The organism is Xanthomonas hortorum (assembly GCF_024339125.1).
Taxonomy (GTDB): Bacteria; Pseudomonadota; Gammaproteobacteria; order Xanthomonadales; family Xanthomonadaceae; genus Xanthomonas; species Xanthomonas hortorum.
This window is the reverse complement of sequence record NZ_CP101417.1, coordinates 3,421,097-3,447,441: the sequence shown is the minus strand read 5'-3', so window position 1 is coordinate 3,447,441 and position 26,345 is coordinate 3,421,097. Positions and strand designations below refer to the sequence as shown.

22 protein-coding genes are annotated in these 26,345 nt (G+C 65.1%); 12 read left to right on the top strand and 10 right to left on the bottom strand.

Annotated elements, in window-relative coordinates; genetic code table 11:
• Positions 1-219: 219 nt before the first annotated feature.
• Both NMB96_RS14830 and serS read right to left on the bottom strand, forming a co-directional pair.
• Positions 220-1,236: a LysR family transcriptional regulator gene (locus NMB96_RS14830; RefSeq protein WP_006451085.1), complete on the bottom strand. Its 1,017-nt coding sequence runs from the start codon at positions 1,234-1,236 to the stop codon at positions 220-222.
• 490 nt (positions 1,237-1,726) lie between these two features.
• A complete protein-coding gene (gene serS / locus NMB96_RS14825) occupies positions 1,727-3,007 on the bottom strand; it encodes a serine--tRNA ligase (protein WP_255085111.1) in 1,281 nt (426 codons plus the stop codon).
• Positions 3,008-3,118: 111 nt separating this feature from the next.
• Here serS and NMB96_RS14820 point away from each other — a divergent pair, with 111 nt between their 5' ends.
• Entirely contained in the window at positions 3,119-3,784 is a 666-nt protein-coding gene (locus tag NMB96_RS14820) for an energy transducer TonB (protein WP_255085110.1), read from the top strand.
• A gap of 361 nt (positions 3,785-4,145) precedes the next feature.
• Entirely contained in the window at positions 4,146-4,613 is a 468-nt protein-coding gene (locus NMB96_RS14815) for an energy transducer TonB (protein WP_255086973.1), read from the top strand.
• Here the strand turns inward: NMB96_RS14815 and aroA are convergent.
• The 3 genes from aroA to serC all read right to left on the bottom strand — a co-directional run bounded on the left by aroA (position 4,597) and on the right by serC (position 8,387).
• A complete protein-coding gene (gene aroA, locus NMB96_RS14810) occupies positions 4,597-5,913 on the bottom strand; it encodes a 3-phosphoshikimate 1-carboxyvinyltransferase (RefSeq protein WP_255085109.1) in 1,317 nt (438 codons plus the stop codon). The genes NMB96_RS14815 and aroA overlap by 17 nt on opposite strands.
• A gap of 122 nt (positions 5,914-6,035) precedes the next feature.
• Positions 6,036-7,235 carry a prephenate dehydratase gene (gene pheA / locus NMB96_RS14805; RefSeq protein WP_095574583.1) on the bottom strand — a complete coding sequence of 400 codons (1,200 nt, stop codon included), beginning with the start codon at positions 7,233-7,235 and terminating at the stop codon, positions 6,036-6,038.
• Between the two features lie 66 nt (positions 7,236-7,301).
• Positions 7,302-8,387 carry a 3-phosphoserine/phosphohydroxythreonine transaminase gene (gene serC / locus NMB96_RS14800; RefSeq protein WP_255085108.1) on the bottom strand — a complete coding sequence of 362 codons (1,086 nt, stop codon included), beginning with the start codon at positions 8,385-8,387 and terminating at the stop codon, positions 7,302-7,304.
• A gap of 179 nt (positions 8,388-8,566) precedes the next feature.
• On the opposite strand from serC, the gene msrP reads away from it, so the two are divergent.
• Both msrP and msrQ read left to right on the top strand, forming a co-directional pair.
• Positions 8,567-9,535: a protein-methionine-sulfoxide reductase catalytic subunit MsrP gene (gene msrP / locus NMB96_RS14795; protein WP_023903668.1), complete on the top strand. Its 969-nt coding sequence runs from the start codon at positions 8,567-8,569 to the stop codon at positions 9,533-9,535.
• A gap of 142 nt (positions 9,536-9,677) precedes the next feature.
• Complete coding sequence (gene msrQ / locus NMB96_RS14790) at positions 9,678-10,334, top strand: protein-methionine-sulfoxide reductase heme-binding subunit MsrQ (protein ID WP_043889152.1); 657 nt, start codon at positions 9,678-9,680, stop codon at positions 10,332-10,334.
• Here msrQ and NMB96_RS14785 read toward each other — a convergent pair.
• On the bottom strand, positions 10,276-11,085 hold the full coding sequence (locus tag NMB96_RS14785) for an FHA domain-containing protein (RefSeq protein ID WP_023903666.1): 810 nt from the start codon (positions 11,083-11,085) through the stop codon (positions 10,276-10,278). The two genes, msrQ and NMB96_RS14785, sit on opposite strands and share 59 nt — an antisense overlap.
• Before the next feature lie 171 nt (positions 11,086-11,256).
• Between NMB96_RS14785 and NMB96_RS14780 the strand changes: the two genes are divergently transcribed.
• The 3 genes from NMB96_RS14780 (at position 11,257) to NMB96_RS14770 (ending at position 13,594) form a co-directional block, all read left to right on the top strand.
• Positions 11,257-11,532 carry a polyhydroxyalkanoic acid system family protein gene (locus NMB96_RS14780; RefSeq protein WP_043889151.1) on the top strand — a complete coding sequence of 92 codons (276 nt, stop codon included), beginning with the start codon at positions 11,257-11,259 and terminating at the stop codon, positions 11,530-11,532.
• A 251-nt stretch (positions 11,533-11,783) separates the two neighbouring features.
• Positions 11,784-12,344: a phasin family protein gene (locus NMB96_RS14775; protein WP_023903663.1), complete on the top strand. Its 561-nt coding sequence runs from the start codon at positions 11,784-11,786 to the stop codon at positions 12,342-12,344.
• 236 nt (positions 12,345-12,580) lie between these two features.
• Positions 12,581-13,594 (top strand): restriction endonuclease, encoded by a 1,014-nt coding sequence (locus tag NMB96_RS14770; protein WP_255085107.1) that lies wholly within the window; start codon positions 12,581-12,583, stop codon positions 13,592-13,594.
• Positions 13,595-13,630: 36 nt separating this feature from the next.
• Here NMB96_RS14770 and hutC read toward each other — a convergent pair whose 3' ends face one another.
• Both hutC and NMB96_RS14760 read right to left on the bottom strand, forming a co-directional pair.
• Entirely contained in the window at positions 13,631-14,404 is a 774-nt protein-coding gene (hutC, locus tag NMB96_RS14765; RefSeq protein ID WP_255085106.1) for a histidine utilization transcriptional repressor HutC, read from the bottom strand.
• Positions 14,405-14,408: 4 nt separating this feature from the next.
• A complete protein-coding gene (locus NMB96_RS14760; protein ID WP_255085105.1) occupies positions 14,409-15,779 on the bottom strand; it encodes a formimidoylglutamate deiminase in 1,371 nt (456 codons plus the stop codon).
• Positions 15,780-15,839: 60 nt separating this feature from the next.
• On the opposite strand from NMB96_RS14760, the gene hutI reads away from it, so the two are divergent.
• From hutI to hutU, 4 genes are all read left to right on the top strand, one after another.
• Positions 15,840-17,045 (top strand): imidazolonepropionase, encoded by a 1,206-nt coding sequence (hutI, locus tag NMB96_RS14755; RefSeq protein ID WP_023903659.1) that lies wholly within the window; start codon positions 15,840-15,842, stop codon positions 17,043-17,045.
• Between the two features lie 13 nt (positions 17,046-17,058).
• Positions 17,059-18,597: a histidine ammonia-lyase gene (hutH, locus tag NMB96_RS14750; protein WP_425520890.1), complete on the top strand. Its 1,539-nt coding sequence runs from the start codon at positions 17,059-17,061 to the stop codon at positions 18,595-18,597.
• A 73-nt stretch (positions 18,598-18,670) separates the two neighbouring features.
• Entirely contained in the window at positions 18,671-19,531 is an 861-nt protein-coding gene (hutG, locus tag NMB96_RS14745; RefSeq protein WP_023903657.1) for an N-formylglutamate deformylase, read from the top strand.
• 16 nt (positions 19,532-19,547) lie between these two features.
• A complete protein-coding gene (gene hutU / locus NMB96_RS14740; RefSeq protein WP_255085103.1) occupies positions 19,548-21,215 on the top strand; it encodes a urocanate hydratase in 1,668 nt (555 codons plus the stop codon).
• A gap of 271 nt (positions 21,216-21,486) precedes the next feature.
• Here hutU and NMB96_RS14735 read toward each other — a convergent pair whose 3' ends face one another.
• Entirely contained in the window at positions 21,487-22,542 is a 1,056-nt protein-coding gene (locus tag NMB96_RS14735; RefSeq protein ID WP_043889149.1) for a hypothetical protein, read from the bottom strand.
• Positions 22,543-22,787: 245 nt separating this feature from the next.
• Here NMB96_RS14735 and NMB96_RS14730 point away from each other — a divergent pair, with 245 nt between their 5' ends.
• Entirely contained in the window at positions 22,788-23,513 is a 726-nt protein-coding gene (locus tag NMB96_RS14730) for a hypothetical protein (RefSeq protein WP_023903654.1), read from the top strand.
• A gap of 224 nt (positions 23,514-23,737) precedes the next feature.
• On the opposite strand, the gene NMB96_RS14725 is transcribed toward NMB96_RS14730, so the two are convergent.
• Entirely contained in the window at positions 23,738-26,215 is a 2,478-nt protein-coding gene (locus tag NMB96_RS14725; RefSeq protein WP_255085102.1) for a membrane-bound PQQ-dependent dehydrogenase, glucose/quinate/shikimate family, read from the bottom strand.
• Positions 26,216-26,345: the final 130 nt, after the last annotated feature.

Here is a 26,345-nt window from a genome sequence, read left to right as displayed (position 1 = left end):
ATTCTCGCATGCCCGGGCGCGCTTTGCTTGGTTACACCGCACTGCTTTTGGCTGGCGCAGCGTGCCGCGCCGTCACTCGCGGCAGGCCACTGCATGTTACCGGCCGGCCGCGAGCACCCGACTAAGGGTGCAACCTGCCGAACGTTGAAGCGAGCTAACTACCGAGAACGAGCTGACTGCCGAATGGCGTGTCAGCCGGCCTCGGCGACCAGGCGCAGCTCAGCCGGCTTCGGCCACGGCCAGACGCGGTGCAGTTCCGGCGGCACGCTTGAGCTTTTCGGCCAGTTCGGCGCAGTTGCCGCCGCAATCCAGACGCGAGCGTTCGATCTCGCGCGGCAGGTGTTCGGCCAGGAAGTCGATGAACACGCGCACCGCTGGCAGCAGGCCGCGGCGCGAGGCGAACACCGCGTGGCAGATGCCTTGCGGCAGCGACCAGTGCGGCAGCACCACTTCCAGCTCGCCGCTGCGCACCGCTTGGGCGCACACGGTCTCCGGCAACATGGTGATGCCGAAGCCATCGCGCGCCATCGACTGCAGCAGCGGGAAATCGAAACCGGCCAGACGCGGCTGCAGGTCTACGCGGCGCATCTCGCCGTTGGGGCCGTGCAGTTCCCAGCGCTGATGCGCTTCGTCTTCGCTGGTGCTCATGGTGGTGTGGTTGGCCAGCTCGCTCGGGTCTTTGGGGCGGCCGGCGCGGTCCAGGTACTTGGGGCTGGCGACCAGCAATTCCTGCACCTGGCCGAAGCTGCGCATCACCAGGCTGCCGTCGTCGTCCAGGCGCGAGCGCACGCGCAGTGCGATGTCGTAGCCCTCATTGATGACGTCGACGCGGCGGTTGCTGATATTGAGCTGCAGCCGCACCTTGGGGTACTTGGTCAGAAATTCCGGCAACAGCTTGGGCAATTGAATCTGCGCCAGCGAGACCGGAACGCTCACACGCACAAGGCCACGCGGCTCGGCGCTGAGACGATCCACCACCTCGCGCGCGGCCTGGGCTTCGGCCAGCATGGTCTGGGCATGGCGATGCACGCTGGTGCCGACGTCGGTCACCGCAAAGCGGCGCGTGGAACGCTGCAACAGGCGCACGCCCAAATCGGTTTCGAGCTGGCTGATGCGGCGGCTCAGGCGCGATTTGGGGATCCCGAGCGCACGCTCGGCCGCAGCGAAGCCGCCGTGGTCCACCACCATCGCGAAGTAGTACAGGTCATTCAGGTCGTGCATGGCGCAGGTATCCATGGATAGAACGATAAGTGATATTTAACCACCTTTATCCCAACAGAGCAACGACCGCGGTCGCATCGGGTTCCCGGTCTGGCGGGCTTCCGGGATATGGAGTGCTTGGCGTCGAGGACCTCTCGTCTTGCCGCGAAAGCGCGCAGCGCACCGGCGTTGGCGCCAACTGGGCCGCGCCCGCAGGATTCGCAAGGTGGTCTGCCCAGACGAAGCGCATGAGCTCGTCACGTAAAAACGCAAAACGGGGCCACTGACGGCCCCGTTTTCTTCAATGTTTTTGGAAGCGGCCAGGTCGCGTACATCTGTCGGCTGCACGGTCGTACCGGCAGCGGCACTTGGAGTAGCTAGCAAAACGTAGCGAGCACTCGTCGGTGAGTACGGACATCCCGCTCAAAAGTGGCGTGCACGCGTGGCGCTCGCTGCTTCCGGGCAGCGGCCGCGCCCGCCTGGCGATGAGCGCAGCCCCGCTTTCAGCACCTTTTGTCAGCCGCGCTTAGCCGATCCGCTCGATCCCGCCCATATACGGGCGCAGCACCTCGGGCACATCAATCGAGCCATCGGCGTTCTGGTAGTTCTCCATCACCGCGATCATTGCGCGGCCCACGGCAGTACCCGAACCGTTGAGCGTGTGCATCAGCTCCGGCTTGCCGCTGGTCGGATTGCGCCAGCGCGCCTGCATGCGCCGCGCCTGGAAATCGCCGCAATTGGAACACGACGAAATCTCGCGATAGGTGTCCTGCGAAGGCAGCCACACTTCCAGATCGTAGGTCTTGATCGCAGCAAACCCCATGTCGCCGGTGCACAACAGCACCTTGCGATACGGCAGCCCGAGTTTTTCCAGCACCACCTCGGCGCAGCGCGTCATGCGCTGATGCTCGGCATCGCTGTCTTCCGGCGCGCAGGCGGTGACCAGCTCCACTTTTTCGAACTGGTGCTGGCGGATCATGCCGCGCGTATCGCGGCCGCCGCTGCCGGCTTCGGCGCGGAAGCACATCGAATGCGCGGTCATGCGCAACGGCAAGCGCTCGGCATCGACGATCTCGTCGCGCACGATATTGGTCAGCGGCACTTCGGAGGTGGGGATCAGATAGCGGCGCGACTCGCCCACTTCGGTCTGGAACAAATCCTCCTCGAACTTCGGCAACTGCCCGGTGCCACGCATCGACTCGGCGTTGACCAGCAAGGGCACATTGGTCTCTTCGTAGCCATGTTCGCCGACATGCAGATCGAGCATGAATTGCGCCAGCGCGCGATGCAGACGCGCGATCGGCCCGCGCAATACGGTGAAACGTGCGCCCGACAACTTGGCGGCGGTTTCGCCATCCAGCCAGCCATGCGGCGCGCCAAGTTCCACATGATCCTTGACCGCGAAATCGAACTGGCGCGGCGTGCCCCAGCGCGATTGCTCGACGTTCTCGCTCGCGTCCTTGCCGTGCGGCACATCGTCGGCCGGCAGATTGGGCAGGCCCAGCGCGATGGTTTCAAGTTTGGCGCGGATCGCATCCAGCGCGTCTTCGGAAGCCTTGAGCTCATCGCCGAAACCAGCCACTTCCGCCATCAGCGCGGTGACATCCTCGCCCTTGGCCTTGGCCTGCCCGATCGCCTTGGATTTGGAATTGCGCTGACTCTGCAGCTCCTGCGTGCGCACCTGGATGCGCTTGCGCTCGCCTTCCAGCGACTCCAGTTCCGCGGTGTCCAGGGCGAAACTGCGCGTGCTGCGCAGGCGCTCGGCAAGGTCGGCGGGATGTTGGCGAAGCAGGGCCGGATCTAGCATCGGAAGTCTGTGGGTCAGTAGGAAGCGCGAGATTATCGCCTGTTCCGCCACCTGCTGCGATCGATTCACCGCCGCTATGCCAGAATTGACCCGATCCTTCAGGTGAGCCCTATGCCCGCGCCCCGCCCTGCGTCCGATCGCCAGATCGTTCTACGTCTGCCCCGCCACACCCTGAAAATTGCCGGTATCGCCTTCGTTGCCGGGCTGCTGTTGTTCCTGTTGGTGTGGGCCACCGGCCGCAAGGACGACTTCTACAAGGCCTCGCCGGCCCAGCCGAGCGCAGGTGCGCCAGCCACCGACGATATCCAGCCGCTACCCGCGCCGCTGCCGGCCCAGGACGGCGCCAGCGACATGCCGCAGGCCAAGCCGCCCGAAGAAACCGCGACCCTGGTGGACACTGCGCCGCCTGCCACACCCGCGCCGATGCCCTTGCCCGAAGACACCGGTCCTGGAGCGCCTGGCACCACAGCACCCACAAATACTACGGTAGCCGCAGGCGGCGATCGCCCGGTACCGATGCAGGGCCAGATGCCGCCGCCGCGGTACCCCTCGGCCGCGTTGCGTCGTGGCGATGCCGGCGATGTGGTGGTGCGGGTGGACGTAAACGCAGCGGGCAAGCCCGGCGGCGTGACACTGGTGCAGCGTAGCGGTTCGCGCGATCTGGACCGCGCCGCGATGGAAGCGGTGCGTCAGTGGCGCTTCCACCCGGCGCAGCGCAATGGCCAGCCGATTGCCGGCAGTGTGGATATCCCCTTCGAGTTCAAGCCGGCGCAGTAAGACCTGCGGACAGCACCGTCGCAGATGGTCATCAGATGGCCACGCGCAAAGCGTTGACGCATCAGCGCATGCATCGGAATCTGGTCTGCCGGGCGCGCCAATCTGGCAGCGGCACGGGTGATTTGCCAGTTCGACAAAGCTGAACGCCTGCCGAGTTTTAGCCCTTCATTGGCGCCCTGCCTTAGCTCCCCCTCAGGCAGCGCCGACCAGACTGGCCGTGTCATCCCACAGATGCGCCAGGAGGCCGGCCATGTCCTTCACCTCGAATCCTTCTTCACACCAGACGCAATCGCTGCCGCAACAGGCCGCGCACGTGCGTGAGCGTGTGCGCGAAGACGATGCAGATGGCGCATCGCCGTGGTTGTGGGCCACCCTGCTGGCGGTGCTGGTAATATTGCCGACCTGGTGGTGGACGCGGCATGGCGACGAATCGTTTGCGCAGGACATGCGCCCGTTGCCGGCGGCAAGCCGCCAGATCCTGCCGACCTCCGAAGGCCCGCGTGCGATGACCATGATTGCGCACCAGCCGGCGCGTACACCGGTCAGCAGCGAAGAAGCCAAGCCGCTGCCGGGTAACGCGATGCCGCGCTATCCAGCCGACATTGCGCAAGCCGGCATCGAAGGCAGCCGCACCGCGCGTCTTCAACTGGATGTGCAGGGCCAGGTGAGCGATGTGACCATCGTCGATCGCAGCGGCAGCGACGACCCGCGTCTGGATGCTGCGGTGATGGAGAGCCTGGGGCAGTGGCGCTTTGAACCTGCAACGCGCGACGGCCACGCGGTCGTCAGCAGCGTGCAGGTGCCGGTCGAATTTACGTCCGAACGTTGAGCCCGAACCCGGCACCCTGCGCCAAGGTATCGAAACCTGGAAACGAGGTCGCGACATTGGCGACATCGTTCACCTGCACGGTGCCGGTCGAGAGCTGACCGGCAATGGCGAAGGCCATCGCAATGCGGTGATCGCCGTGGCTTTCGATCACGCCGCTACCGATGCTGCCGCCGTGAATGGTCGCACCGTCAGGCGTCTCGTCGACTTGCACGCCAAGCGTGCGTAGCCCGGTGGCCATGGCCGCCAGACGATCGGATTCCTTGACCCGCAACTCGGCCGCCCCAGTCACAACCGTCTGCCCGTTCGCCGCCGCCGCAGCCACGAACAAGGCCGGAAATTCGTCGATCATGTCCGGCACCAGCGCTTCGGGAATCTGCGCGCCCTGCAGCGGTGCGTAGCGTACGCGCAGATCGGCCACCGGCTCGCCGCCATGTTCGGCGTGGTTTTCTTCGACGATATTCGCGCCCATCAGCCGCAATGCAGCGAGCAGCCCGGTACGACGCGGATTCAAACCCACCGCACGCACCATCACGTCAGAGCCTGGAATGATGCTGGCGGCAACGATGAAGAACGCCGCCGAGGAGAAATCCGCCGGCACCGCGATATCGGTCGCACGCAAACGCTGACCACCGCGCAGACGCGCCTTGCCTGGCGAGAAATCGATCTCCACACCGAATGCGGACAACATGCGTTCGGTGTAATCGCGCGTTGGGTGCGGCTCGGTCACCGAGGTGTCGCCCTTTGCATACAACCCTGCCAACAACACGGCGGACTTGACCTGTGCGCTGGCGACCGGCGAGACGAAGTCGATGCCATGCAAGGTTTGCCCGCCATGCACACGCAATGGCGGCGTGCCGTCTTCTTCGGTGTCGATGTGGGCGCCCATCTGCGCCAGCGGGCCGGTCACGCGCCGCATCGGGCGCTTGGACAAGGAGTCGTCGCCCACCAGCACGCTGTCGAAGCGCTGCGCGGCCAGCAGGCCGGCGAGCAGGCGCATGCCAGTGCCGGCGTTACCGCAGTCCAGCGCCTCATTCGGCGGCTGCAGGCCATCCACGCCCACGCCGTGCACGATGCGCTGCGATGCCGACAGCGTTTCGATGCGCACGCCGAGCTTGGCGAAAATGGCCGCAGTGGAGCGTGTGTCTTCGCCTTCAAGAAAGCCATCGATCTGCGAGATCCCATCGGCCAAGGCGGCGAACATCACCGCGCGATGCGAGACCGATTTGTCGCCGGGAATGGCCAGGCTGCCCTGCAATGCGCTGCCCTGCTGCGCGATCCAATGTTGCGTATTGCTGCTCATACGTGTGATCCGATTGCTGCGGCAGCGCCATGCACGGCACTGCGCTTTGAAGAATGGTGTGGTAGCGCCGTCACCTTGCAGATGGCGGCGCGCCAGCTGTTACCGGCTTAGAGGAAAAGCGCTTACGGAATCGCCACCGGATACGAGCCCAGCACCTTGATCTGCGCCGAGTGCGCTTCCAGTTCGGCCAGCGCCTGCTTCATCGCCTCGTCTTCCACATGACCGGCCAGATCGATGAAGAAGCCGTACTCCCACTTGGCCTGATGCGATGGCCGCGACTCGATGCGATTCATGCTGATGCCATGCCGCGCGAACGGGCTGAGCACGTCGAACAATGCGCCCGGCTTGTCGTGGATGAACACCAGCACCGAGGTGCGGTCGTGCCCGGACGAGGGGAAGATCTGCCGGCCGATCACCAGAAAGCGCGTGGTGTTGTCGTCGTCGTCTTCGATCGACTTCATGATGACTTTCTTCAAGCCATACACGTGCGCCGCGCTCTCGCCGCCGATCGCTGCGGCATCTTCGGCATTGCGGGCGCGGCGTGCGCCCTCGGCATTGCTGGAGACGGCGATTTTCTCGACCTTGGGCAGGTGCGAACGCAACCAGCCGGCTGTCTGCGCGAACGATTGCGAATGCGCGTAGATACGCTCGATATCTTCCAGCCGGCCATTGCGCGAGAGCAAATACTGATGCACGCGTAGCTCGACTTCGCCGCAGATTTTCAGGTTGGAGGTCAGGAACATGTCCAGCGTGACCTGGATGGTGCCCTGCCCGGAATTTTCCACCGGCACCACGCCGAAATCGGCGTTGCCGGCTTCCACTTCCTGGAACACTTCTTCGATGGTCGCCATCGGCAAGCCCACTGCCGAACGACCGAAATGCTTGAGCACGGCCTGCTGGCTGAAGGTGCCTTCCGGGCCGAGATAACCGATCTTCAAGGGTTCCTGCTGGGCCAGGCACGCAGACATGATTTCGCGATACACGTGCACCAGCACTTCGTCGCTGAGCGGGCCTTCGTTGCGGTCCACCACCATGCGCAGCACCTGCGCCTCGCGCTCGGGCCGGTAGTAATCCACCGCCGCGGCGAGCTTGCCCTTGGCCTTGCCGACCTGATGGGCGAAGTTGGCGCGCTCGGCGATCAGCTCCTGGATGGTGCGGTCGATCTGGTCGATCTTGGCGCGCACGTCGGCCAGCACCGGCGCGGCGACCGCCGGCTTTGCAAGCTTGCCTGCAACTTTTTCCGCAGATTTCTCTACCGATTTACTCGCCGGCTTGGTCTTGCCGCCAGTCGCGGTGGTGGGCTTGTTGGACTTGGGAGCCATCGCTGGGCATTCCTTGAATAACGGCGCATGCGCCTGCGCGGCAGTTGCCGCGGTCGAAGAGAAGACTCAGCCGTGCCGCTGCTGGAAGTCGTGCATGAAGCTCACCAGCGCCTGCGCGCCTGCCACCGGCATCGCGTTATAGAGCGAGGCACGCAAGCCGCCGACGGCCTTGTGCCCCTTCAACGCCAACAGGCCGGCCGCCTTGGATTCGCTGACGAACAACGCGTCCAGCTGCTCATCGGGCAGAAAGAACGGGATGTTCATGCGCGAACGCACGGCGGGCTTGATCAGGTTGCGATAGAAGCCGCCGGAGCCATCGATGGCGCCATACACCAGCGCGGCTTTCTCCGCATTGCGACGCGCGAACTCGGCCACTCCGCCCTGCTCCAGCATCCACTTCACGTTGAGGCCGAGCAGATACCAGTTCCAGGTCGGCGGCGTGTTGAGCATCGAATCGCGGGCCGCGTGCGAGGCGTAGTTGAAGATATCCGCGCGCGGCTGGCCGGCACGTTCGAGCAGGTCGCGGCGCACGATCAGCACCGAAATGCCAACCGGCCCAAGATTTTTCTGCGCACCGGCGTAGATCAAGCCGTAGCGCGAGATGTCCAGCGGCTCGGAGGCGATCGACGAACTGAAGTCGGCGAACAACGGCAACGTGCCCACATCCGGCGTGTCGCGAAACTCCACGCCATGGATGGTCTCGTTGGCGGTGATGTGCACATAGGCCGAGTGCGGCGACAAGGTCCAGCTGGCCACCGGCGGGATATCGGTGAAGCCTTCCGCCTGGCCGTCGGCAGCGATCCGTGCATCCACATACGGGGCCGCCTGCTTGATCGCGGTCTTGCCCCAGTGCCCACTGATCACGTAGTCGGCGGCCTGACCGGGCGCGGCGAAATTCAGCGGTAGCAGCGCCTGAATGGTGGTGGCGCCACCGGCGGTGAACAACACCGCATAGTCGTCGGGAATCGACAACAGGGTGCGCAGATCGGCCGCGGCCGCGGCCGCCACAGCCATGAAATCGGCGCTGCGGTGGCTGATTTCCACGATCGAGGCGCCGACGCCGTTCCACTCGACCATCTCCGCCTGCGCCTGCCGCAGGACCGATTCCGGCAATGTCGCAGGGCCGGCACTGAAATTGAACGCGCGTGTCATGGCACACCTTGTCGAGCTAGCCTTCTAGTATGCCGCAGCGCATCGGCCTTGGCAGCGTTGCAGAAAAGTTGCAGCTGCATCCTTCTCACCGACGCCGACGTATGGTGTTGCAGCGTCCATGGGCAGCACCGTCACCATGGTCCGTTATTCTCATCTGCAGCCACTGTCAGGAGCGAGCCATGTCCCTTCGCGATGTCTTGAAGACGCCGTCCAGCGAGATCACCGATGAGGCCGTTTACCGCGACCGGCGCCGGCTGCTGCAGCTGTTCGCGCTGACCCCGGCGCTGGGCGTGGCCGGCTGCGCCGAGGCCGACCCGCCGCCTCCGCCCAAGACCGTGGTGACCCCGGCGCAGGCGCGCAGTGGCTTCCGTACCGCCGAAGAACTGACCCGGCTGGAAGACGTCACCAGCTACAACAATTTCTACGAATTCGGCACCGACAAGACCGATCCTTCGAAGGCCGCCAAGACCTTGAAGCTGTCGCCGTGGTCGGTGAAGGTCAGCGGCGAGTGCGAAAAGCCGGGCAGCCTGTCGCTGGACGAATTGCTCAAGGGCATCCCTGCCGAAGAACGCATCTACCGGCTGCGCTGCGTGGAGGGCTGGTCGATGGTGATTCCGTGGACCGGCGTGCCGCTGGGCGAGGTGCTCAAGCGCTTTGCGCCGACCTCCAAGGCCAAGTACGTGGCGTTCACCACGCTGGCCGACCCGCAGCAGATGCCCGGCGTGCGCTACCGCTCGATCAACTGGCCGTATCGCGAAGGCCTGCGCATCGATGAAGCAATGCATCCGCTGACCCTGCTGGCCACCGGCCTGTACGGCAAGCCGCTGCCGCAGCAGAACGGCGCGCCGTTGCGGCTGGTGGTGCCGTGGAAGTACGGCTTCAAGAGCATCAAGTCGATCGTGGAGATCCGCTTCGTCGAGAAGATGCCCGAGACCGCGTGGCACGATCTGCAGCCGTCCGAATATGGATTCTTTTCCAACGTCAATCCGGCGGTGGACCATCCGCGCTGGAGCCAGAAGACCGAGCGCCGTATCGCCGGCACCGCCAGCAAGTTGTTCGCCGAGCGCATCGCGACCAGGCCGTTCAACGGCTATGCGGATCAGGTCGCTTCGTTGTACGCGGGGATGGATTTGAAGAAGTGGTTTTAGGCAACAAACGATCTGATATCGACCTATCGTAGGAGCGCACCTGGGCGCGACGGGATTTCCTGGTAATGCCCGTCGCGCCCAGGTGCGCTCCTACGATGCAGGCATGGCACCCGCGCGGCATCGCTTCCTTTTCTGAGATCGCATGGCCAAGACATCCACCTCCCTGATCGCTGCCAAAACGCTGCTGCATGCGGCCGCGCTGACGCCGATCGCATTGCTCGGCTGGCAGTTCTGGCAGGTGTGGCAAACCGGCAGCGACGCGCTGGGTGCCGATCCGGTCGCCGAGATCGAGCACCGTACCGGGCTGTGGGCGCTGCGCTTCCTGTTGATCACCTTGGCAGTCACGCCACTGCGCCAGCTCACCGGCCAGGCGGTGCTGATCCGCTTCCGCCGCATGCTCGGGCTGTACGCGTTCTTCTACGCCAGCGTGCATCTGGCGGCCTACCTGAGCCTGGATCTGCGCGGCTTCTGGACGCAGATCTTCGAAGAGATCATCAAACGGCCCTATATCACCGTCGGCTTCACGGCCTGGCTGTTACTGCTGCCGTTGGCGATCACTTCCACCCAGGGCTGGATGCGTCGGCTCAAGCGCAACTGGGGCCGCCTGCACATGCTGATCTACCCGATCGGGCTGTTGGCGGTGCTGCACTTCTGGTGGCTGGTGAAATCCGATATCCGCGAACCGGCGCTGTATGCCGGGATTCTTGCGGTATTGCTGGGCTGGCGGGTCTGGAAAAGACTCAGCGCGCGCCGAACCACAGCAAGGCGCTCAGCGCCGCCGCCAGCAACACCGCGCTGAGCAGCAGCCACGGCCAGCGCGCGACCTTGACCGGCGCACGCGTCGGTTCGGTGGTGGCGCGCGGCGGTGGCAACGGCTCGGTGTCGGGGATATCCCAGGTGGTGCCGTGATGGGTTCGCGGTACCTCGACGACGAACCGGTGGCGGGCATCGAATACGACCTGGTCGCCGGCCTGCAGCCAGCCGTCGCGCACCTGCACGCCATTGATCCAGCTGCCTTCTTCCGAACCCAGATCGCGGATCAGCACGCGGTCGCCATGGCGTTCCAGGCGCGCATGCTGGGCCGCAAAGGCCGGGTCGTCGATGACGATGTCCGCCGCCGGGTCGCTGCCGACCAGCCGTGAACGATCCAGCGTGAAGCTGCGCCCGTGATGACGACCACCCAGCCCGCGCAACAACAGACAGACCTCGCTCAGGCCGGCGTCGTCCTCTGGCACGTCGTTGGCCGGCGCGCTCGACGGCGCACTGCGCAGCAGCATCTCCACGCCGTCGGCGTAGATCGCATCGCCGGGGCGCAGCAGTGCCATGCGGCGTACCGGGCGTCCATTGACATGGATGCCGCGGATTCCGTTGGCCACCTGCAGCCACAGGCCGCGCTGGTCCAGGCAGAACTGCGCCAATAGCAACGCGCCCTGCGCATCGTCCACCACCCGCACGCTGCCGGAGGCATGACGGACGATCCGGTGGACGCCGGGCTTGAGAGAATGATCCGGCTGCTGCCGGTGAGTGAAATGAACTTGCAGATCGCGCACCCGCAGTAGCCTAGCAGGTCTGCCCCTTGCAGCGGCCAACAACGTGACCGGCGTCCGCCCAACAGGCGCGGTGTTTGCGCGTCGTTCCTGGTCCGCTGCAAGCATCCGCACTTGGAGCCTGGCCCGCGCATGCGCACAATGCGCGCTCCTTTCGTCTCACCTATCCACGCCATGTCCAGCATCGATATCCGCCACGACCATTCCTTGACGCCGGCCCAGGCCCGCGCAGCGATCGACGAGGCGGCACGCAAACTGACCGATCGCTACGGCATCGCTTCGCACTGGGAAGGCGACACCTTGCGCATCGCGCGTGCCGGTGTGGACGGGGCGATCGCCTTGTTGCCGCAACAGGTGCATGTCACCGCCGAGCTTGGCTTTCTGTTGTCGGCGGTGCAGCCGATGGTGGAATCGGAAATCCGTCGGTTGCTGAGCGAAAAACTCGCCTGAGCAGGCCGGTCTGATCGTCCTTGCCCCAAGCGGGCCAGGCCTGGGGCCTGCGAACTTGGGCAGGCCGCGCTGAAGGTGCCTGCCCTTCAGCGCAAGGTCACCCGCATCGCGCTGGATACGCGGATGCTTGAAAACGCGTCTCGCGCACACATCACCTAGATAGACGCCAGCAGGCAATGCTTCACCTGCCCGATGCAGCGTCGGCACTAGGGTGAAAGCAACGTCGCTTTAGCAACCTACAGGAGCATCGCATGACGACCGGATACGATCAGAACGGCAACCGCAACAACGCGGCCCATGGGTTCCAGGCGCAGGCAGAGCAGATTTCTCGCCGGCTTGGTGAATCGGCACAGACGGTGTGGTTGGCCGGGCTCGGCGCGCTGGGTCGCGTCCAGACCGAGGGCGGCAAATTGTTCGATTCCCTGGTTCGCGAGGGCGCGGCCTATGAGCGCACGGGTCAGCAGAAGGCCAGCGAAAGCGTCGACGAACTGCGCGAAGAGGTGGAGACCCAGTTCGAGCAGGCACGCGACACCGCGGTGCGTGGCTGGGACCGGCTGGGCAAGGCCTTCGACGAACGCGTCAAGGGCGTGCTGCGCACCCTCAACATCCCCGAACAGGACGAGCTGGAAAACCTGCGTCGAGAAGTGGAATCGTTGAAGGCCCAGGTGCGTGCCAATACCGCCGCCACCAAGCGTGCCAACCGTACCGCCAATCAAGCGGCGCAGGCTGCCAGCAGCGACACGGCCGGCACTGGATCAACCACGCCAGGCAGCGCCTCGACCGGAAACACCGCTGCATTCGACGGCGAATAAGCCCGGCACCCGGCGAATGTTGCAAAGCAGCATGATTTTCCACACAATCGAGAAGGACCCGCCAGTCCTGTAACACGAAGTCCGTTTGCTCCCCTCCCCTCACGGCTTCGGACTGGCGGGTCTTTCGCTATCTGGATCACGGCTCGTGAGTTCGCCGCGCGCGATCCATTGACGAATCTGCCGCGAGGGATTCTTCTAGGCGCACCATTTCGTTATACGCGCCATAACTTCGTTTGATGCTGATGCCTTCCTGGATTTTGGCGCTGTTGGCCGCCCTCTTGCTGTGGCTGGCGGTGTGCGCTTATGTCTGGCTGGTGCGACGTCGCGCCGACGAAACCACCCAGGGCGTGCGCGCCCTGGCCGCGATGCATTGGCGTGATTTTTCCGCCCTGGTGCTGCGCATGCTGCAGGACCAACGCGGTTGGCAACCGACCCGGTTGCCGCAGGACGGCCTGCCCACCGCCGATTTCATGATGCAGACCGACCACGGCACCCGCCTGGTTGCATGCAAGCACGGGCGCGGTTATCGCATCGGCGTGGCGGCGGTCAACGAGTTGGGCGCGATGGCGCGGCTGGCCGGTGCCGGCGGCGGCGTGATGGTGACCGAGGGCCGCATGGAGCGCGAAGGCATTGCGGCTGCCGACAAGCAATCCATCGAAGTGCTGGATGGCACGCGCCTGTGGCCACTGCTCAAACCCTACCTGCCCGGCGATATGGAAACCGGCGTGGTCGGCATGGCAAGGCGCCGCGCGATCCGCCACAGCGTCATCGCCGGTGTGGCGTTGGCAACCTTGGCGCTGGTCGCTGTACTGGCACTGCAGCCGGCGCTGCCGGAAGCGGCGCTGACGCAGACTGCAATTGCACCGCCCCCACCGGTTGCCGCACCTGTGCGTGCTGCGCCTTCCGCTGCCCCGGCTACTGCTACTGCTACGTCGCAGGCAGCGCCGACAACTGCATCGCCCCCGGCAGCCATGCCATTCGCAAGCGGGAAGGAACCGGATGCAGCGACCATGCAGGGCTATCAACGCGAGGTTTCCAAAGCGCTCGCACAGACGCCCGGTCTACTCCGCGGGATCTGGATCACCCAGGCAACGTTGGCGGTGGACCGCACGGTCGAAGATGCCGCCGCATGGCCGCTGATCTGCCGCGAACTGGAACGCTACCCGTACCTGCGCACCGTGCGCGTGCAACTCAACCCGCGCGCAGGCGTGGACGAGCCGGTGCGCTGGCGTCAATGCACAACGATTTGAGTGGGTGATTGGCGCGTTGGTCAGCCGCTGCGAACCTCAGCGCATTCCTGGCGCAAATCGCGCCACCAGATCGTACGAGCCGCCGAGAAACCACTGACGCACGTAGGTGACCGGTTGATCGCCGCGCCAGGTGTGGCGATCGATCACCAGACATGCGGCGCCATCGTCCACCTGCAGGCATTGCGCCTGCGCGGCGTCGGCATTGACCGCGCTGATGCGATGTTCGGCGCGCGTCCACGGCACGTTGCGCAACAGCCAACTGCCCGGCGCGACATCGGTGAACGATTGCAATAACGCCTCCGGCACCGTGGTGATGTCGATCACGCGTTGCTCCAGCGCGAACGGGCTGCCATCGGCAAGGTGCACGCTTTCCAGCGCCAGAACCTTGCCGGTGCTGCCCAGGGCGCGTTCCTGCGGCACGCGCTGACGCAGGTTGCGCAGTCGCCGCGACAACAACGAAAACCGATAGGCATGGCCGCGCGTGGTCATCTCCACTTCGATATCCGGGATCGACAGCGCCACCTGTTCCAGATGCGGATGCGGCCGCGCCACGAACGAGCCGGTGCGGCGGCGACGTTCGATCATGCCGGCGTCGGCGAGCAGCCCGAGCACCTTGTTGACCGTCATGCGCGAACAGCCGTACTGCGTCATCAACTCGTGTTCGGGCGGCACGCGGTGACCGGGCGGCCAGTCGCCGCTGTGGATGCGCTGTTCCAGATCCTGACGGATGCGTTGATGCAGGGTGCCGGGCGCGGCGATGGGGTGGGCGGTCAAAGCAGGTCTCCGGTCAGACCCGCATTGTGCGCGCATCCGCTCAGTTGCTCAGCAGCGATCGCAAAACGCCGGCAAAACGCGTGGCAATGCGCGCGCGATCCACATGCTGCCCGTCGCGCACCACCTGTTGCCCGGCGCGCCAGACAGTGCGCACGGCGCTGCCGCGTGCGGCGAACAGCCAACTGTCGAGCAAGGCATCGTCGCTGCGCGCCAGCAGTGCCGGATGGGTGATATCCAGCTCAAGCAGATCGGCCGATGCGCCGACACGGATGCCGCTGTGCGCAATACCCAAGGCCTGCGCCGCGCCATCGCTGGCTTGGTCGAACAACCATCGCCCGCTGGAAACGCCGCCTTGCGCCAGCACATTGCGCGCCTGCAGGTGCAGGCGCTGGCCGTATTCGAGCAGGCGCAGTTCTTCGGCCGCATCGATCAAGACATTCGAATCCGAACCCACGCCCAAACGCCCGCCTGCGGCGGCAAATGCCTGCATCGGGAACAGCCCGTCACCCAGATTCGCCTCGGTGATCGGGCACAGCCCGACCACCGCACCGCTATCGACGATCGCCTGCAGTTCGCTTGCATCCACATGCGTGGCGTGCACCAGACACCAGCGCGCATCCACCGACGCGTTGGCCTGCAGCCACTGCACCGGGCGCTGCCCTGACCAGGCCAGACACGCATCGACCTCGCGTTGCTGCTCGGCGATATGGATGTGGATCGGGCCATCGGTGAGCGGCACCAGCGCAGCCAGTTGTTCTGGTGTGACCGCGCGCAGGCTGTGCGGCGCCAACCCGAGCACTGCATCGGGCAAGGCTTTGAGGCTGCGCGTGCAGTCGTCCAGCAAGCGCGCGAAACCGTCGATGTCGTGGATCAAACGACGCTGCGCTGTACTTGGCGCGACACCGCCGAAATCCGAATGCGCATAGAACACCGGCAACAGCGTCAACCCGATGCCAGTCGTGGCGGCAGCGGCGGCAATGCGCTCTGACATTTCGCCTGCGTGCGCATACGCCGCGCCGCCGGGGCTGTGATGCAGATAGTGGAATTCGCCGACACGGGTGAAGCCGCTTTCGAGCATTTCCACATAGGCCTGTTCGGCGATCGCCTGCAGGCTATCCGGGTCCAGCCGGTCGACGAAGCGATACATCAACTCGCGCCAGCTCCAGAAACTGTCGCCGCTGCGTCCGCCCACTTCGGTCAGGCCGGCCATGCCGCGCTGGAACGCGTGGCTGTGCAGGTTGCCCAACCCGGGCAGCAGCACCTCGGCACGGGTATCGGTGGCGGCCATAGCAGTCTCGGTCTGCACCGAGGCGATACGCCCCTGCGCCAGCGCGATCCGCACACCGCTCGCCCAGCCATCAGGCAAAAGCGCCCGCGCTGCCCACACCGCCTGCACCTGTTGGTCTGCCACTGGACACCCTCGATTGCCGGTTCTATTGTATATACATATCAGACACCACGAGCCTGCGCCATGCATTGCGACGTCCTCTGGCACAACGCGCAACTGATGACCCTGGACGCTGCCGATGGCGGCCTGGGCATCGTGGACGATGGCGTGATTGCCTGCCAGGACGGCCGCATCACCTATGCCGGCCCGGCCGCGCAGGCCCCGGCACTGAAGCCGGACGTTGCGCACGATTGCCAGCGCCGCTGGATCAGCCCCGGCCTGATCGATTGCCACACCCATCTGGTGTACGCAGGCAACCGCGCCAACGAATTCGAGCAACGCCTGCGCGGCGCCACTTACGCCGAAATCGCAGCAGCCGGCGGCGGCATCGTGGCCACCGTGCGCGCCACCCGCGCGGCCGACGACGCAGCGCTGCTGGCCGCCAGCCTGCCGCGCCTGGACGCCATGCTTGCCGAAGGCGTGACCACGCTGGAAATCAAATCCGGCTACGGACTCACGCTGGAAGATGAAACCAAGCAGCTGCGCGTGGCACGCCAGCTCACCGCGCTGCGCAAGGTCGAAGTGGTGCCGACGTTTCTTGGCGCGCACGCGGTGCCACCGGGCGGCGATGCAAAGACCTATATCGACGCGGTCTGCACGCAGATGATTCCGGCCATTGCCGCGCAAGGTCTTGCCGAGGCGGTGGACGTGTTCTGCGAGCACCTGGCGTTCTCACCCGCGCAGGCCGAACAGGTGTTCGTCGCCGCACAAGCACACGGCTTGGGCATCAAGATCCATGCCGAACAACTGAGCAACCAGCACGGCGCAGCGTTGGCCGCACGCTATGGCGCGCTGTCGGCCGATCACATCGAATATCTGGACAGCGACGGCGTTGCCGCGATGGCCAGCGCCGGCACGGTGGCGGTGCTGTTGCCGGGCGCGTTCTATTTCACCCGCGACACCCAGCTGCCACCGATCGCCGCGCTGCGCGCCGCCGGCGTGCCGCTTGCCCTGGCCACCGACTGCAATCCAGGCACCTCGCCGCTGACCAGTCCGCTGTTGGCGATGAACATGGCCGCCACCTTGTTCCGCATGACCGTGGACGAATGCATCGCCGGTTTTACCCGCGAGGCCGCACGCGCACTTGGACGCGGCGAGCGGCTTGGCCGGCTGCGCGCCGGCATGCACTGCGATCTGGCGATCTGGAACATCGACGCGCCGGCCGATCTGGTCTACCGCATGGGCTTCAACCCACTTCATGCCCGCGTCTGGCGCGGGCATTCCTGCTGAATCCGGAGTCGTCATGAGTTCTGTTGTCTTGCAGCCCGGCCAGGTCGCCCTGGCGCAATGGCGTGCGTTGTATCGCGGCGCCGAGGTCGTGTTGGACGACACTTGCGCAGCCGCCGTACTGCGCAGCGCGCAGACGGTGGAGGCCATCGTCGCGCGCGGCGAGCCGGTCTACGGCGTCAATACCGGCTTCGGCAAACTGGCCAGCGTGCGCATCGAGCGCGAAGACCTGCAGACCCTGCAACGCAATATCGTGCTGTCGCATGCGGCCGGTGTCGGGGAACCCACACCGGTGCCGGTGGTGCGGCTGATGATGGCGCTCAAGCTCACCAGCCTGGCCCAAGGCGCCTCCGGAGTGCAGCCGGACACCTTGGCGCTGCTAGACGCGATGCTGCGTCTGGGCATCACCCCGGTGGTGCCGTGCCAGGGCTCGGTCGGCGCCTCCGGCGATCTGGCGCCGCTGTCGCATCTGGCCGCAGTGATGATCGGCGTTGGCGAGGCCTTCGTCGGCGAGCAACGTTTGCCTGCCGCCGAGGCGCTTGCACAGGCGCAGTTGCAGCCGCGCGTGCTCGGCGCAAAGGAAGGCCTGGCGCTGCTCAACGGCACCCAGTTTTCCACTGCCTGCGCATTGGCCGGTTTGTTCGAGATCGAAACCGTGCTGCAGGCCGCGCTGGTCACTGGCGCCTTGTCGGTGGAAGCGGCCAAGGGCTCGGATACGCCGTTCGATGCGCGCATCCATGCCCTGCGCGGGCAGCCTGGGCAGATTGCCACCGCTGCAGCGCTGCGCGCGCTGATGGCCGATTCGAGCATTCGCGAATCGCACCGGCTCGGCGATGTGCGCGTGCAGGATCCGTACTGTCTGCGCTGCCAGCCGCAGGTGATGGGCGCGGCGCTGGACATCATGCGTCAGGCCGCGCGCACCCTGGAGATCGAGGCCAATGGCGTGTCCGATAATCCGTTGGTGTTCAGCGACACCGGCGAGGCCTTGTCGGGCGGCAACTTCCACGCCGAACCGGTGGCGTTTGCCGCCGACATGCTGGCGATGGCGGTGTGCGAAATCGGCTCGATCAGCGAACGCCGCACCGCGATGCTGGTCGACCCGGCCTTGTCTGGCCTGCCGGCATTTCTCACCCCGCGCCCGGGCTTGAATTCGGGCTTCATGATTCCGCAGGTCACCGCTGCGGCCTTGGTGTCGGAGAACAAGCAGCGCGCGTATCCGGCCAGTGTCGATTCGATTCCGACCTCGGCCAACCAGGAAGATCACGTGTCGATGGCAGCGCACGGCGCACGGCGCTTGTTGGCGATGGCCGAGAATGCCACGCACGTGATCGGCATCGAACTGCTGGCCGCCGTGCAGGGCTGCGACTTCCATGCGCCGCTACGCTCAAGCGCCGCGTTGGAAGCCGCACGCGCACTGCTGCGCGCGCAAGTACCCACGCTGCAGGACGACCGCTATTTCCATCCCGACATGCTGGCCGCCAGCGCGCTGGTGCGCTCGGGTGCACTGGCGCGCGCGGTGGCGATGGCATTGCCGGGCGTGGAGCAGGACGCATGAATCGGCAGGCCGACAAGACGCAATCGCGCCATCAAGACGTCTGGGCGATTGCACTGATGCGAGGCGCGCAACGATGAGCGCCCTGCCCTGGCTCGAAGTTCACCGCGGCGAGGCGCCACTGATCGTCAGCTTCCCGCATACCGGCACCGAGTTGCCGGACGACGTGGCCGATCAATTCGTGTCGCCGTGGCTGGCGCGCCGCGATGCCGATTGGTGGGTGCATCAGCTGTACGACTTCGCGCAATCGCTCGGTGCCACCACTGTGCGTACCGCGATCTCGCGCTCGGTGATCGACGTCAATCGCGACCCGAGCGGCGCATCGTTGTATCCGGGCCAGAACACCACCGGTCTGTGCCCGCTGACCACCTTCGACAATCAGCCGTTGTACGCAGACGGTGACGCACCTGATCAAGCGCAGATCGAGCTACGCCGCACGCGCTGGTTCGATCCTTATCACGCTGCGCTCGACACCGAGATTGCGCGCCTGCACGCGCAACACCCAAAGATCGTGGTCTACGATGCGCATTCGATCCGCTCGCATATTCCGCATCTGTTCGACGGCGAGTTGCCGCAGTTCAACATCGGCAGCAACGACGACCGCAGTTGCGATCCAGACCTGACCGATGCGGTGGAACGGCTGTGCCGCAGCAGTGGCTCCAGCACCGTGCGCAACGGGCGCTTCAAGGGCGGCTGGATCACCCGCCACTACGCGCAGCCCGAGCGCGGCGTGCATACGCTGCAGATGGAGCTGGCCTGCCGCGGTTATATGCGCGAGCCCGACGACATCACGCCAGACACCTGGCCCACGCCGTGGCATCCCGCGCACGCAGTGGCATTACGCGCCGTGCTGCGTCACGTGCTGCTGACCTGCCTGCACTTCGCCAACGCAACACCCCCCTCCTCCGACACCACGCCGCCTGCGGCGCACCGTTGATTGCAAGGAACCCGGCATGACCCGTCACGATGCAACCCGCGTCATCCGCGCCGCCACCGGCACCACGCTCACCGCCAAGAGCTGGCTCACCGAAGCGCCGCTGCGCATGCTGATGAACAACCTCGATCCGGACGTGGCCGAGCGCCCGCAGGAACTGGTGGTGTATGGCGGCATCGGCCGCGCCGCGCGCGATTGGGAATCCTTCGATGCGATCGTCGCCGCGCTCACACGCCTGGACGACGACCAGACCTTGCTGGTGCAATCCGGCAAGCCGGTCGGCGTGTTCCGCACCCATGCCGATGCGCCGCGCGTGCTGATCGCCAACTCCAACCTGGTGCCGCGCTGGGCCACCTGGGACCACTTCAACGAACTCGATAAAAAAGGCCTGGCGATGTACGGCCAGATGACCGCCGGCAGTTGGATCTACATCGGCGCGCAAGGCATCGTGCAAGGCACCTACGAAACCTTCGTGGAGATGGGCCGCCAGCATTACGCCGGCAACCTGGCCGGCAAGTGGCTGTTCACCGGCGGCCTCGGCGGCATGGGTGGCGCGCAGCCGCTGGCCGCGGTGATGGCCGGCGCCTCGTGCCTGGCGGTGGAATGCCGCCGTTCCAGCATCGACATGCGCCTGCGCACCGGTTATCTGGACACCTGGACCGACTCGCTGGACGAAGCGCTGCGCCTGATCGAGGAATCGTGCACGGCGAAGAAGCCGCTGTCGGTCGGCCTGCTCGGTAACGTGGCCGACGTGCTGGACGAGTTGCTGCTACGCGGGATCAAGCCGGACCTGCTGACCGACCAGACCTCCGCGCACGACCCGGTCAACGGCTACCTGCCGCAGGGCTGGAGCGTGGAAGAATGGGACGCAAAACGCGTGAGCGCGCCGAAGGAGGTGGAAGCGGCCGCGCGCGAGTCGATGGCCAGCCATATCCGCGCCATGCTCACCTTCCACGCGCTGGGCGTGCCCACCGTGGACTACGGCAACAACCTGCGCCAGATGGCACTGGAAGAAGGCGTCGACAACGCGTTCGACTTCCCCGGCTTCGTGCCCGCCTACATCCGGCCACTGTTCTGTCGCGGCGTCGGCCCGTTCCGCTGGGTCGCGCTCAGTGGCGATCCGCAGGACATCGCCAAGACCGATGCCAAGGTCAAGGAACTCATTCCCGACGATGCGCATTTGCATCGCTGGCTCGACATGGCCGCCGAAAAGATCGCCTTTCAGGGCCTGCCTGCGCGCATCTGCTGGGTCGGTCTGGGCGACCGGCACCGGCTGGGTCTGGCCTTCAACGCGATGGTGCGCAGTGGTGAATTGAAGGCGCCGGTCGTCATCGGGCGCGACCATCTGGATTCCGGCAGCGTCGCCTCGCCCAATCGCGAAACCGAAGCCATGGCCGATGGCTCGGATGCGGTGTCCGACTGGCCGCTGCTCAACGCCCTGCTCAACACTGCCAGCGGCGCCACCTGGGTGTCGCTGCACCACGGCGGCGGCGTCGGCATGGGGTTCTCGCAGCACGCCGGCATGGTGATCGTCTGCGACGGCAGCGAAGCAGCAGACAAGCGGATCGAACGCGTGCTCTGGAACGACCCGGCCACCGGCGTCATGCGCCACGCCGATGCCGGCTATGCCATCGCCACCGACTGTGCGAAAGAAAAAGGGCTGGATTTACCGGGGATTCTTGGCTGAGTTCGCTCGCCGACAGCGCGGTATACCGCACGCTGTCGGCAGGCTGTGTGCACTGCTCGCAACCATGCACACCGACCATCTCGAGTGGTCCTTGCCCGCCCACCGTCGCGGGACCTTACGCGGCATGGATGCCGCGTAAGAGCCTACAGGGATGTACTTGCGGCGTGTCCCGCGATGGTGCGCGGGCAAGGACCCACCAGCCAAGCTGCAGATCAACCGCTCTACACGAGTTGTGTTAGCCGCTCTAATCGGCTTTGGTTTCCATCCCTATCTACTTGCAGGCCGATGCAGCAGCCGCCAGCAATGCGCTGTCATCGAGCAGCGGCACCGCCCCGCTTGCCGGGTAAGAAGCTGCGATCGCCTTCGCCGCGCGATCTGCATCCGCCTGGATATACCACTGCGACGCCATTGACAACGCACGTCCACGTACCGCGTGTTCGAATCGATACTGCCCCCAGTAAATCGCCAATGGCTCTTCCAGCGCGTTGAGCGGGTTACGCAAGGTGGCCGCACTCGGACACAGCCGCAAGAAGTTGGCAGCGAGCATGCGTTTACGCGCGGAGGGTTGCCCCGCAGACAAGTAGTGACTCAACTCGTGCAACACGATCGGCGTCCAGTCCATCGATGCCGTGCCGGTGGGCGCATCGTGCTGCGAATAGAGCAGCATCGTGCGTCCACGCACTTTGGCCTGGGTGGTATCCATCTCCGGCCACCACACGAATCGTGCCTCGAATACCGGAGGTTCCGGCACCGCAAAGAAATTACGCATCTGCGATGCCAGGCGGGAAACGGCCGGGTTGGACAGCTCCTCTCTCAGCACGCGCATCTGTTGCTCAAAACGGGGGGCAACTGCGATCAAACGGCTGGCACGCGGAACGAACCGTGCAAAATACGCGCGCAACAGTCTCTGATCATCTGCCGACTGCTCTGCAATGGCGGCGTTCGCTGACGCTTCGAAGTCTTCGCTCCCCAGGAAATGTCGGGAGAACGGATTCGCCTCACGGGTGACGTCTGGCGCAAAGACTCGGTCGACCACCTCCAGATCGTCGTCTTTTGCCAGCCCCGAGGTGCGGCGGCGGAAATCCGCATAGGCGGCAAGCGCGGCAAGGTCCGCCTGATCCAGCCCGCCATGGGCTTCCATGTAGCTGCGGTAGACGGGCACCGTAAAGCCCGGCAACCAGTCCGACAGGTTATCCAGCAGGTTGAACAGATCCGTCGCTTCGCTGTAACCCACCTGGACGTGCGTCGATGACGTCGATGACGGTGTGGGTGGCGCGGCATGCGCAGTGGCGCACAGCAACATCCAGATCGGTGCGACTGCGCGCATGTTCCGCAGTTTGGTCGGCCAGCAATCACTCCATCTGCGCATGCGGAACTCTGGGCTGGCGAGTACGTTGATTCGAGCATGCAGGGATACCGCTCGCAACGTGTCTTTCGTCAGGGGTGCGCGAGATCTGTCCCCTGCGGCCTGCTTTGACGGCAAAACCACCGTAGCCCGTCACATTCTCGACAATTGCCCTCAAGACTGCCGGGATCAGGCCGACAAGGTATGCAACGTTTCGAGGAGCCTCCATGGGCATCCTGATCTACCTGGTGCCTGCATTCGCACTCTGGGCGCTCATCGCCACCGGGCTGGCGTTCGTGCGTGGCCGGCAACTGCGTGCCGAGTCCGGCCAGCTTGCGAACACCCAGGACAGTCTTGCCCGCTACCAGGCTGCGCTGTCGCAATTGAAGGCACGCGCGGCCGCCAGCACGCTGGAGCTGGAATCGCTGCAGCGCAGCTACGCGGTGCTCAAACAGTCACTGGAGCAGCAGGAACAGAACGCGGCCGAGCAACAGGCGACCACGGCCCAGGTGATTCCGATGGTGATGGTGCAGCAACTGGACATCGCCAACGAAATCGGCACCTTGTTTGCGCATGTGGCACGCGTTGCGCGCAGCCTGCGTCGCTATAGCGCTTACAGCCGCGGCCACAATGCCCCCGAACCGAACACCGCCCGCTACGACCTGCACTGGTTGGCGGACTGCTTGCACAGCTTCGACCAGATCGGCCATGCGCTGGTGCGCGGTAACGTCGCCGCGTTGATCACGGCCTGCCAGGACCTGCTGTCGATGTACGACCACTATCTCAAGGACGGTTCCGGCTACAACAGCCGCGACACCTTTCAGCGTCTGAGCAGCGATGTGCCACTGTCCGATGCCACCGACGCCATCCGCTCGATCATCGTCAAGGCCACCCTGGCGCAGGACGCGCAGGATGCGGTGATGGAAGAAGCAGTTGCGGCGAATGTGGCTTGATTCGGGATTCGGGATTCGGGATTCGCAAGAGCGCCGGCGCGGTGCTCTGTTAGATCAACACGTAGATGCATGACTGTCTGACAGCGTATCGATGAGCATCGTTGGCTGAAACGTACATTGCGACTGCTCATAAAAAAAGCGCACCACTTACGGTGCGCTTTTTTTGTTTCAAGCCTTAGGAACGGCTAACGAACTCTGGCGAGCAGGTTCGAGAACGGCTCAAATCAAGGCGTTTTCTGCGGCAACGCATACGCCACTACCGCATCGCCCGCAGGCGTTTCCATGAAGTGGTGGCCGCCGGCCATGATCACCATATACTCGCGGCCACCGTAGGCATACACCATCGGGTTGGCCTGACCACCGGCCGGCAACTTGGCGTGCCACAGCTCCTTGCCGGTAGACAGATCGATGGCGCGGATCAGGTCGTCGGTCGCTGCGGCAATGAAGATCAACCCGCTTGCCGTCACTACCGAACCGCCGTTGTTCGGCGTGCCGATCTCGATCGGCAACCCCGAGCGGATACCGAACGGCCCGTTGCCGCGCGCACTGCCGAACGGACGGTCCCATAGCGTCTTGCCGCTGGCCAGATCGATCGCGCGGATGCCGCCATAAGGAGGCTCCTTGCACAGCAACTTGGTGAACGGCAAGCGCCAGCCGGCATTGACGTTGATCGCATATGGCGTGCCAGCCTGCGGGTCGCCCGCGCCTTCCGCACCGCCCGCATCGCCACGCACTTCGTCGCGCGGTGCCCAGCCCAGTTTGTCGGCCTTGGCGCGCGGCACCAACAGGTTGTAGTTGGGCATGTCGTTGTAGTTGGCCACGATCACGCCGCGCTGCGGATCCACCGCCACGCTGCCCCAATCCGACCCGCCGTTGTAACCGGGATATTCGATCGAATGCCGGTCGGCTTCCGGCGGCGTGTAGATGCCCTTGTAACTGGCCTTGCGGAATTGGATGCGGCACACCAGTTGATCGATCGGCGTCATCCCCCACATGTCGCGCTCGGTCAGATCCGGCTTGCGCAAGGTGTGATACAGCGAGAACGGCTGGGTCCTGGCGCGCATTTGCGGCTCCACACCGCCACCGGGCACTGCACGTTCTTCCACGCCCACCAGCGGCTTGCCGGTACGCCGGTCCAGCACGTACAACTCGCCCTGCTTGCTCGGCAACAACACCGCCGGCACGTTGACCCCGTCCTTGGGGAAATCGATCAGGCTCGGCTGCGACCCCAGATCGTAATCCCAGGCATCGATATGCGTGGTCTGGAAATTCCACACCGGCTTGCCGGTGGTGACATCCAGCGCCACCAGCGAGGTCGCATAGCGATTCTCCGGCGGCGTACGCGAGCTGCTCCAGTAATCGGCGGTGGAATTGCCCATCGGCAGATACACATAGCCCAACTGTTCGTCGGCCGCGGCGGTGGTCCACATATTCGGCGTGCCACGCGTCCAGCTCTGGCCCGGCGGCGGTGCGCCGTCCCAGTCCGGATGGGTCATGTCCCAGGCCCAGCGCAACTTGCCGGTCACCGCATCGAAGCCTTCGATCACACCGGACGGCTCGTAACGCTTCTGCCCATCCAGCACCTGATGCCCGGTGACCACCACCCCGCGCACGATCGCCGGTGGCGAATTGATCGACACATAGCCCGGCGGGGTCTCGCCCATTCCCACGGTGATGTCGACTTGGCCGTTGTTGCCGAAGTCCGCGCACGGCTTGCCGCTGCGTGCATCCAGTGCGATCAGGCGGCCGTCCAGCGTGCCTTCGATGATGCGCGTGCGGCACATTGCCGAGGTATCCGCTGCCACCGCTCCTGCGCCATCGTTGGCTGCCGCCGGCATCTCGTAATACGACACGCCGCGGCAGGCAGCCGTGTACGGAATTGCCTCGTCCTTGACCTTGGGATCGTAGCGCCAACGCTGCTTGCCGCTAGATGCATCCAGCGCGATCACCTGATTGCGCGCAGTGCACACATACAGGCTGTCGCCCACCTTCAGCGGCGTGGTTTCCGCACCCCAGCGCTTGCTTGGCAGGTCGCCGGTGTGAAAGAGCCAGGCCTGCTTCAATTGCGCAACGTTATCGCGATTGATCTGCTGCAGCGGCGAATAACGCAGCCCGGCCTGGCTGCGTCCATACGCGGCCCAATCGTCATCGGCCGGCGCATTTGCCGGCTGTGCGCCAGAGGACGCAAGCGACGCTGGAACGTTGCGATTGACCAGGCTCGCGGCAACGCCGGCTGCATGCGCCAACGCGCCATCGGACTCGGTCACTCCAAACGGCACGAACGCCAGCGCGAAGGCCACCACAAACACCGCCGCCAGTACGCCGGCCACGCTGCGCGACAGCGCGCGCGACACCGGGCGCTCCAACTTGGGCAGCAGCAGCGCCAGCACGAACGCCAGGCCGACGATCAAGCCCGCACGCGGCACCCAACGCCAGTAATCGCTGCCCGATTCCCACCATGTCCACAGCAACGACGCCACGACCACTGCAGCAAACCACCACGCGCCCGCATTGCGACCGCGAAACAGCAGCACGCCGGCAACCAGCATGGCCGCGCCCGCAGGCGCGTAGTACCAGGAGCCGCCCAGCGCGGCTAACCACACGCCGCCTGCAAGCAGCACAGCGCCGAGCACTCCAATCACGCCTCCCAGTGTCGCCAGCGCCCAATGGCCGCGACGGGAAGGACGATGCACGATCGTCATCAGTTGTTCCTCTTCGATTCTGCGGCAACGCAACGCCGCCGCACCGCCAACCACCTTCGACCCGCAACGGTGAAAGAGCCGCGTTCTTTGCGGCCTCGGTCGAAAAACACTGCGTTGCAGATGTCACCGC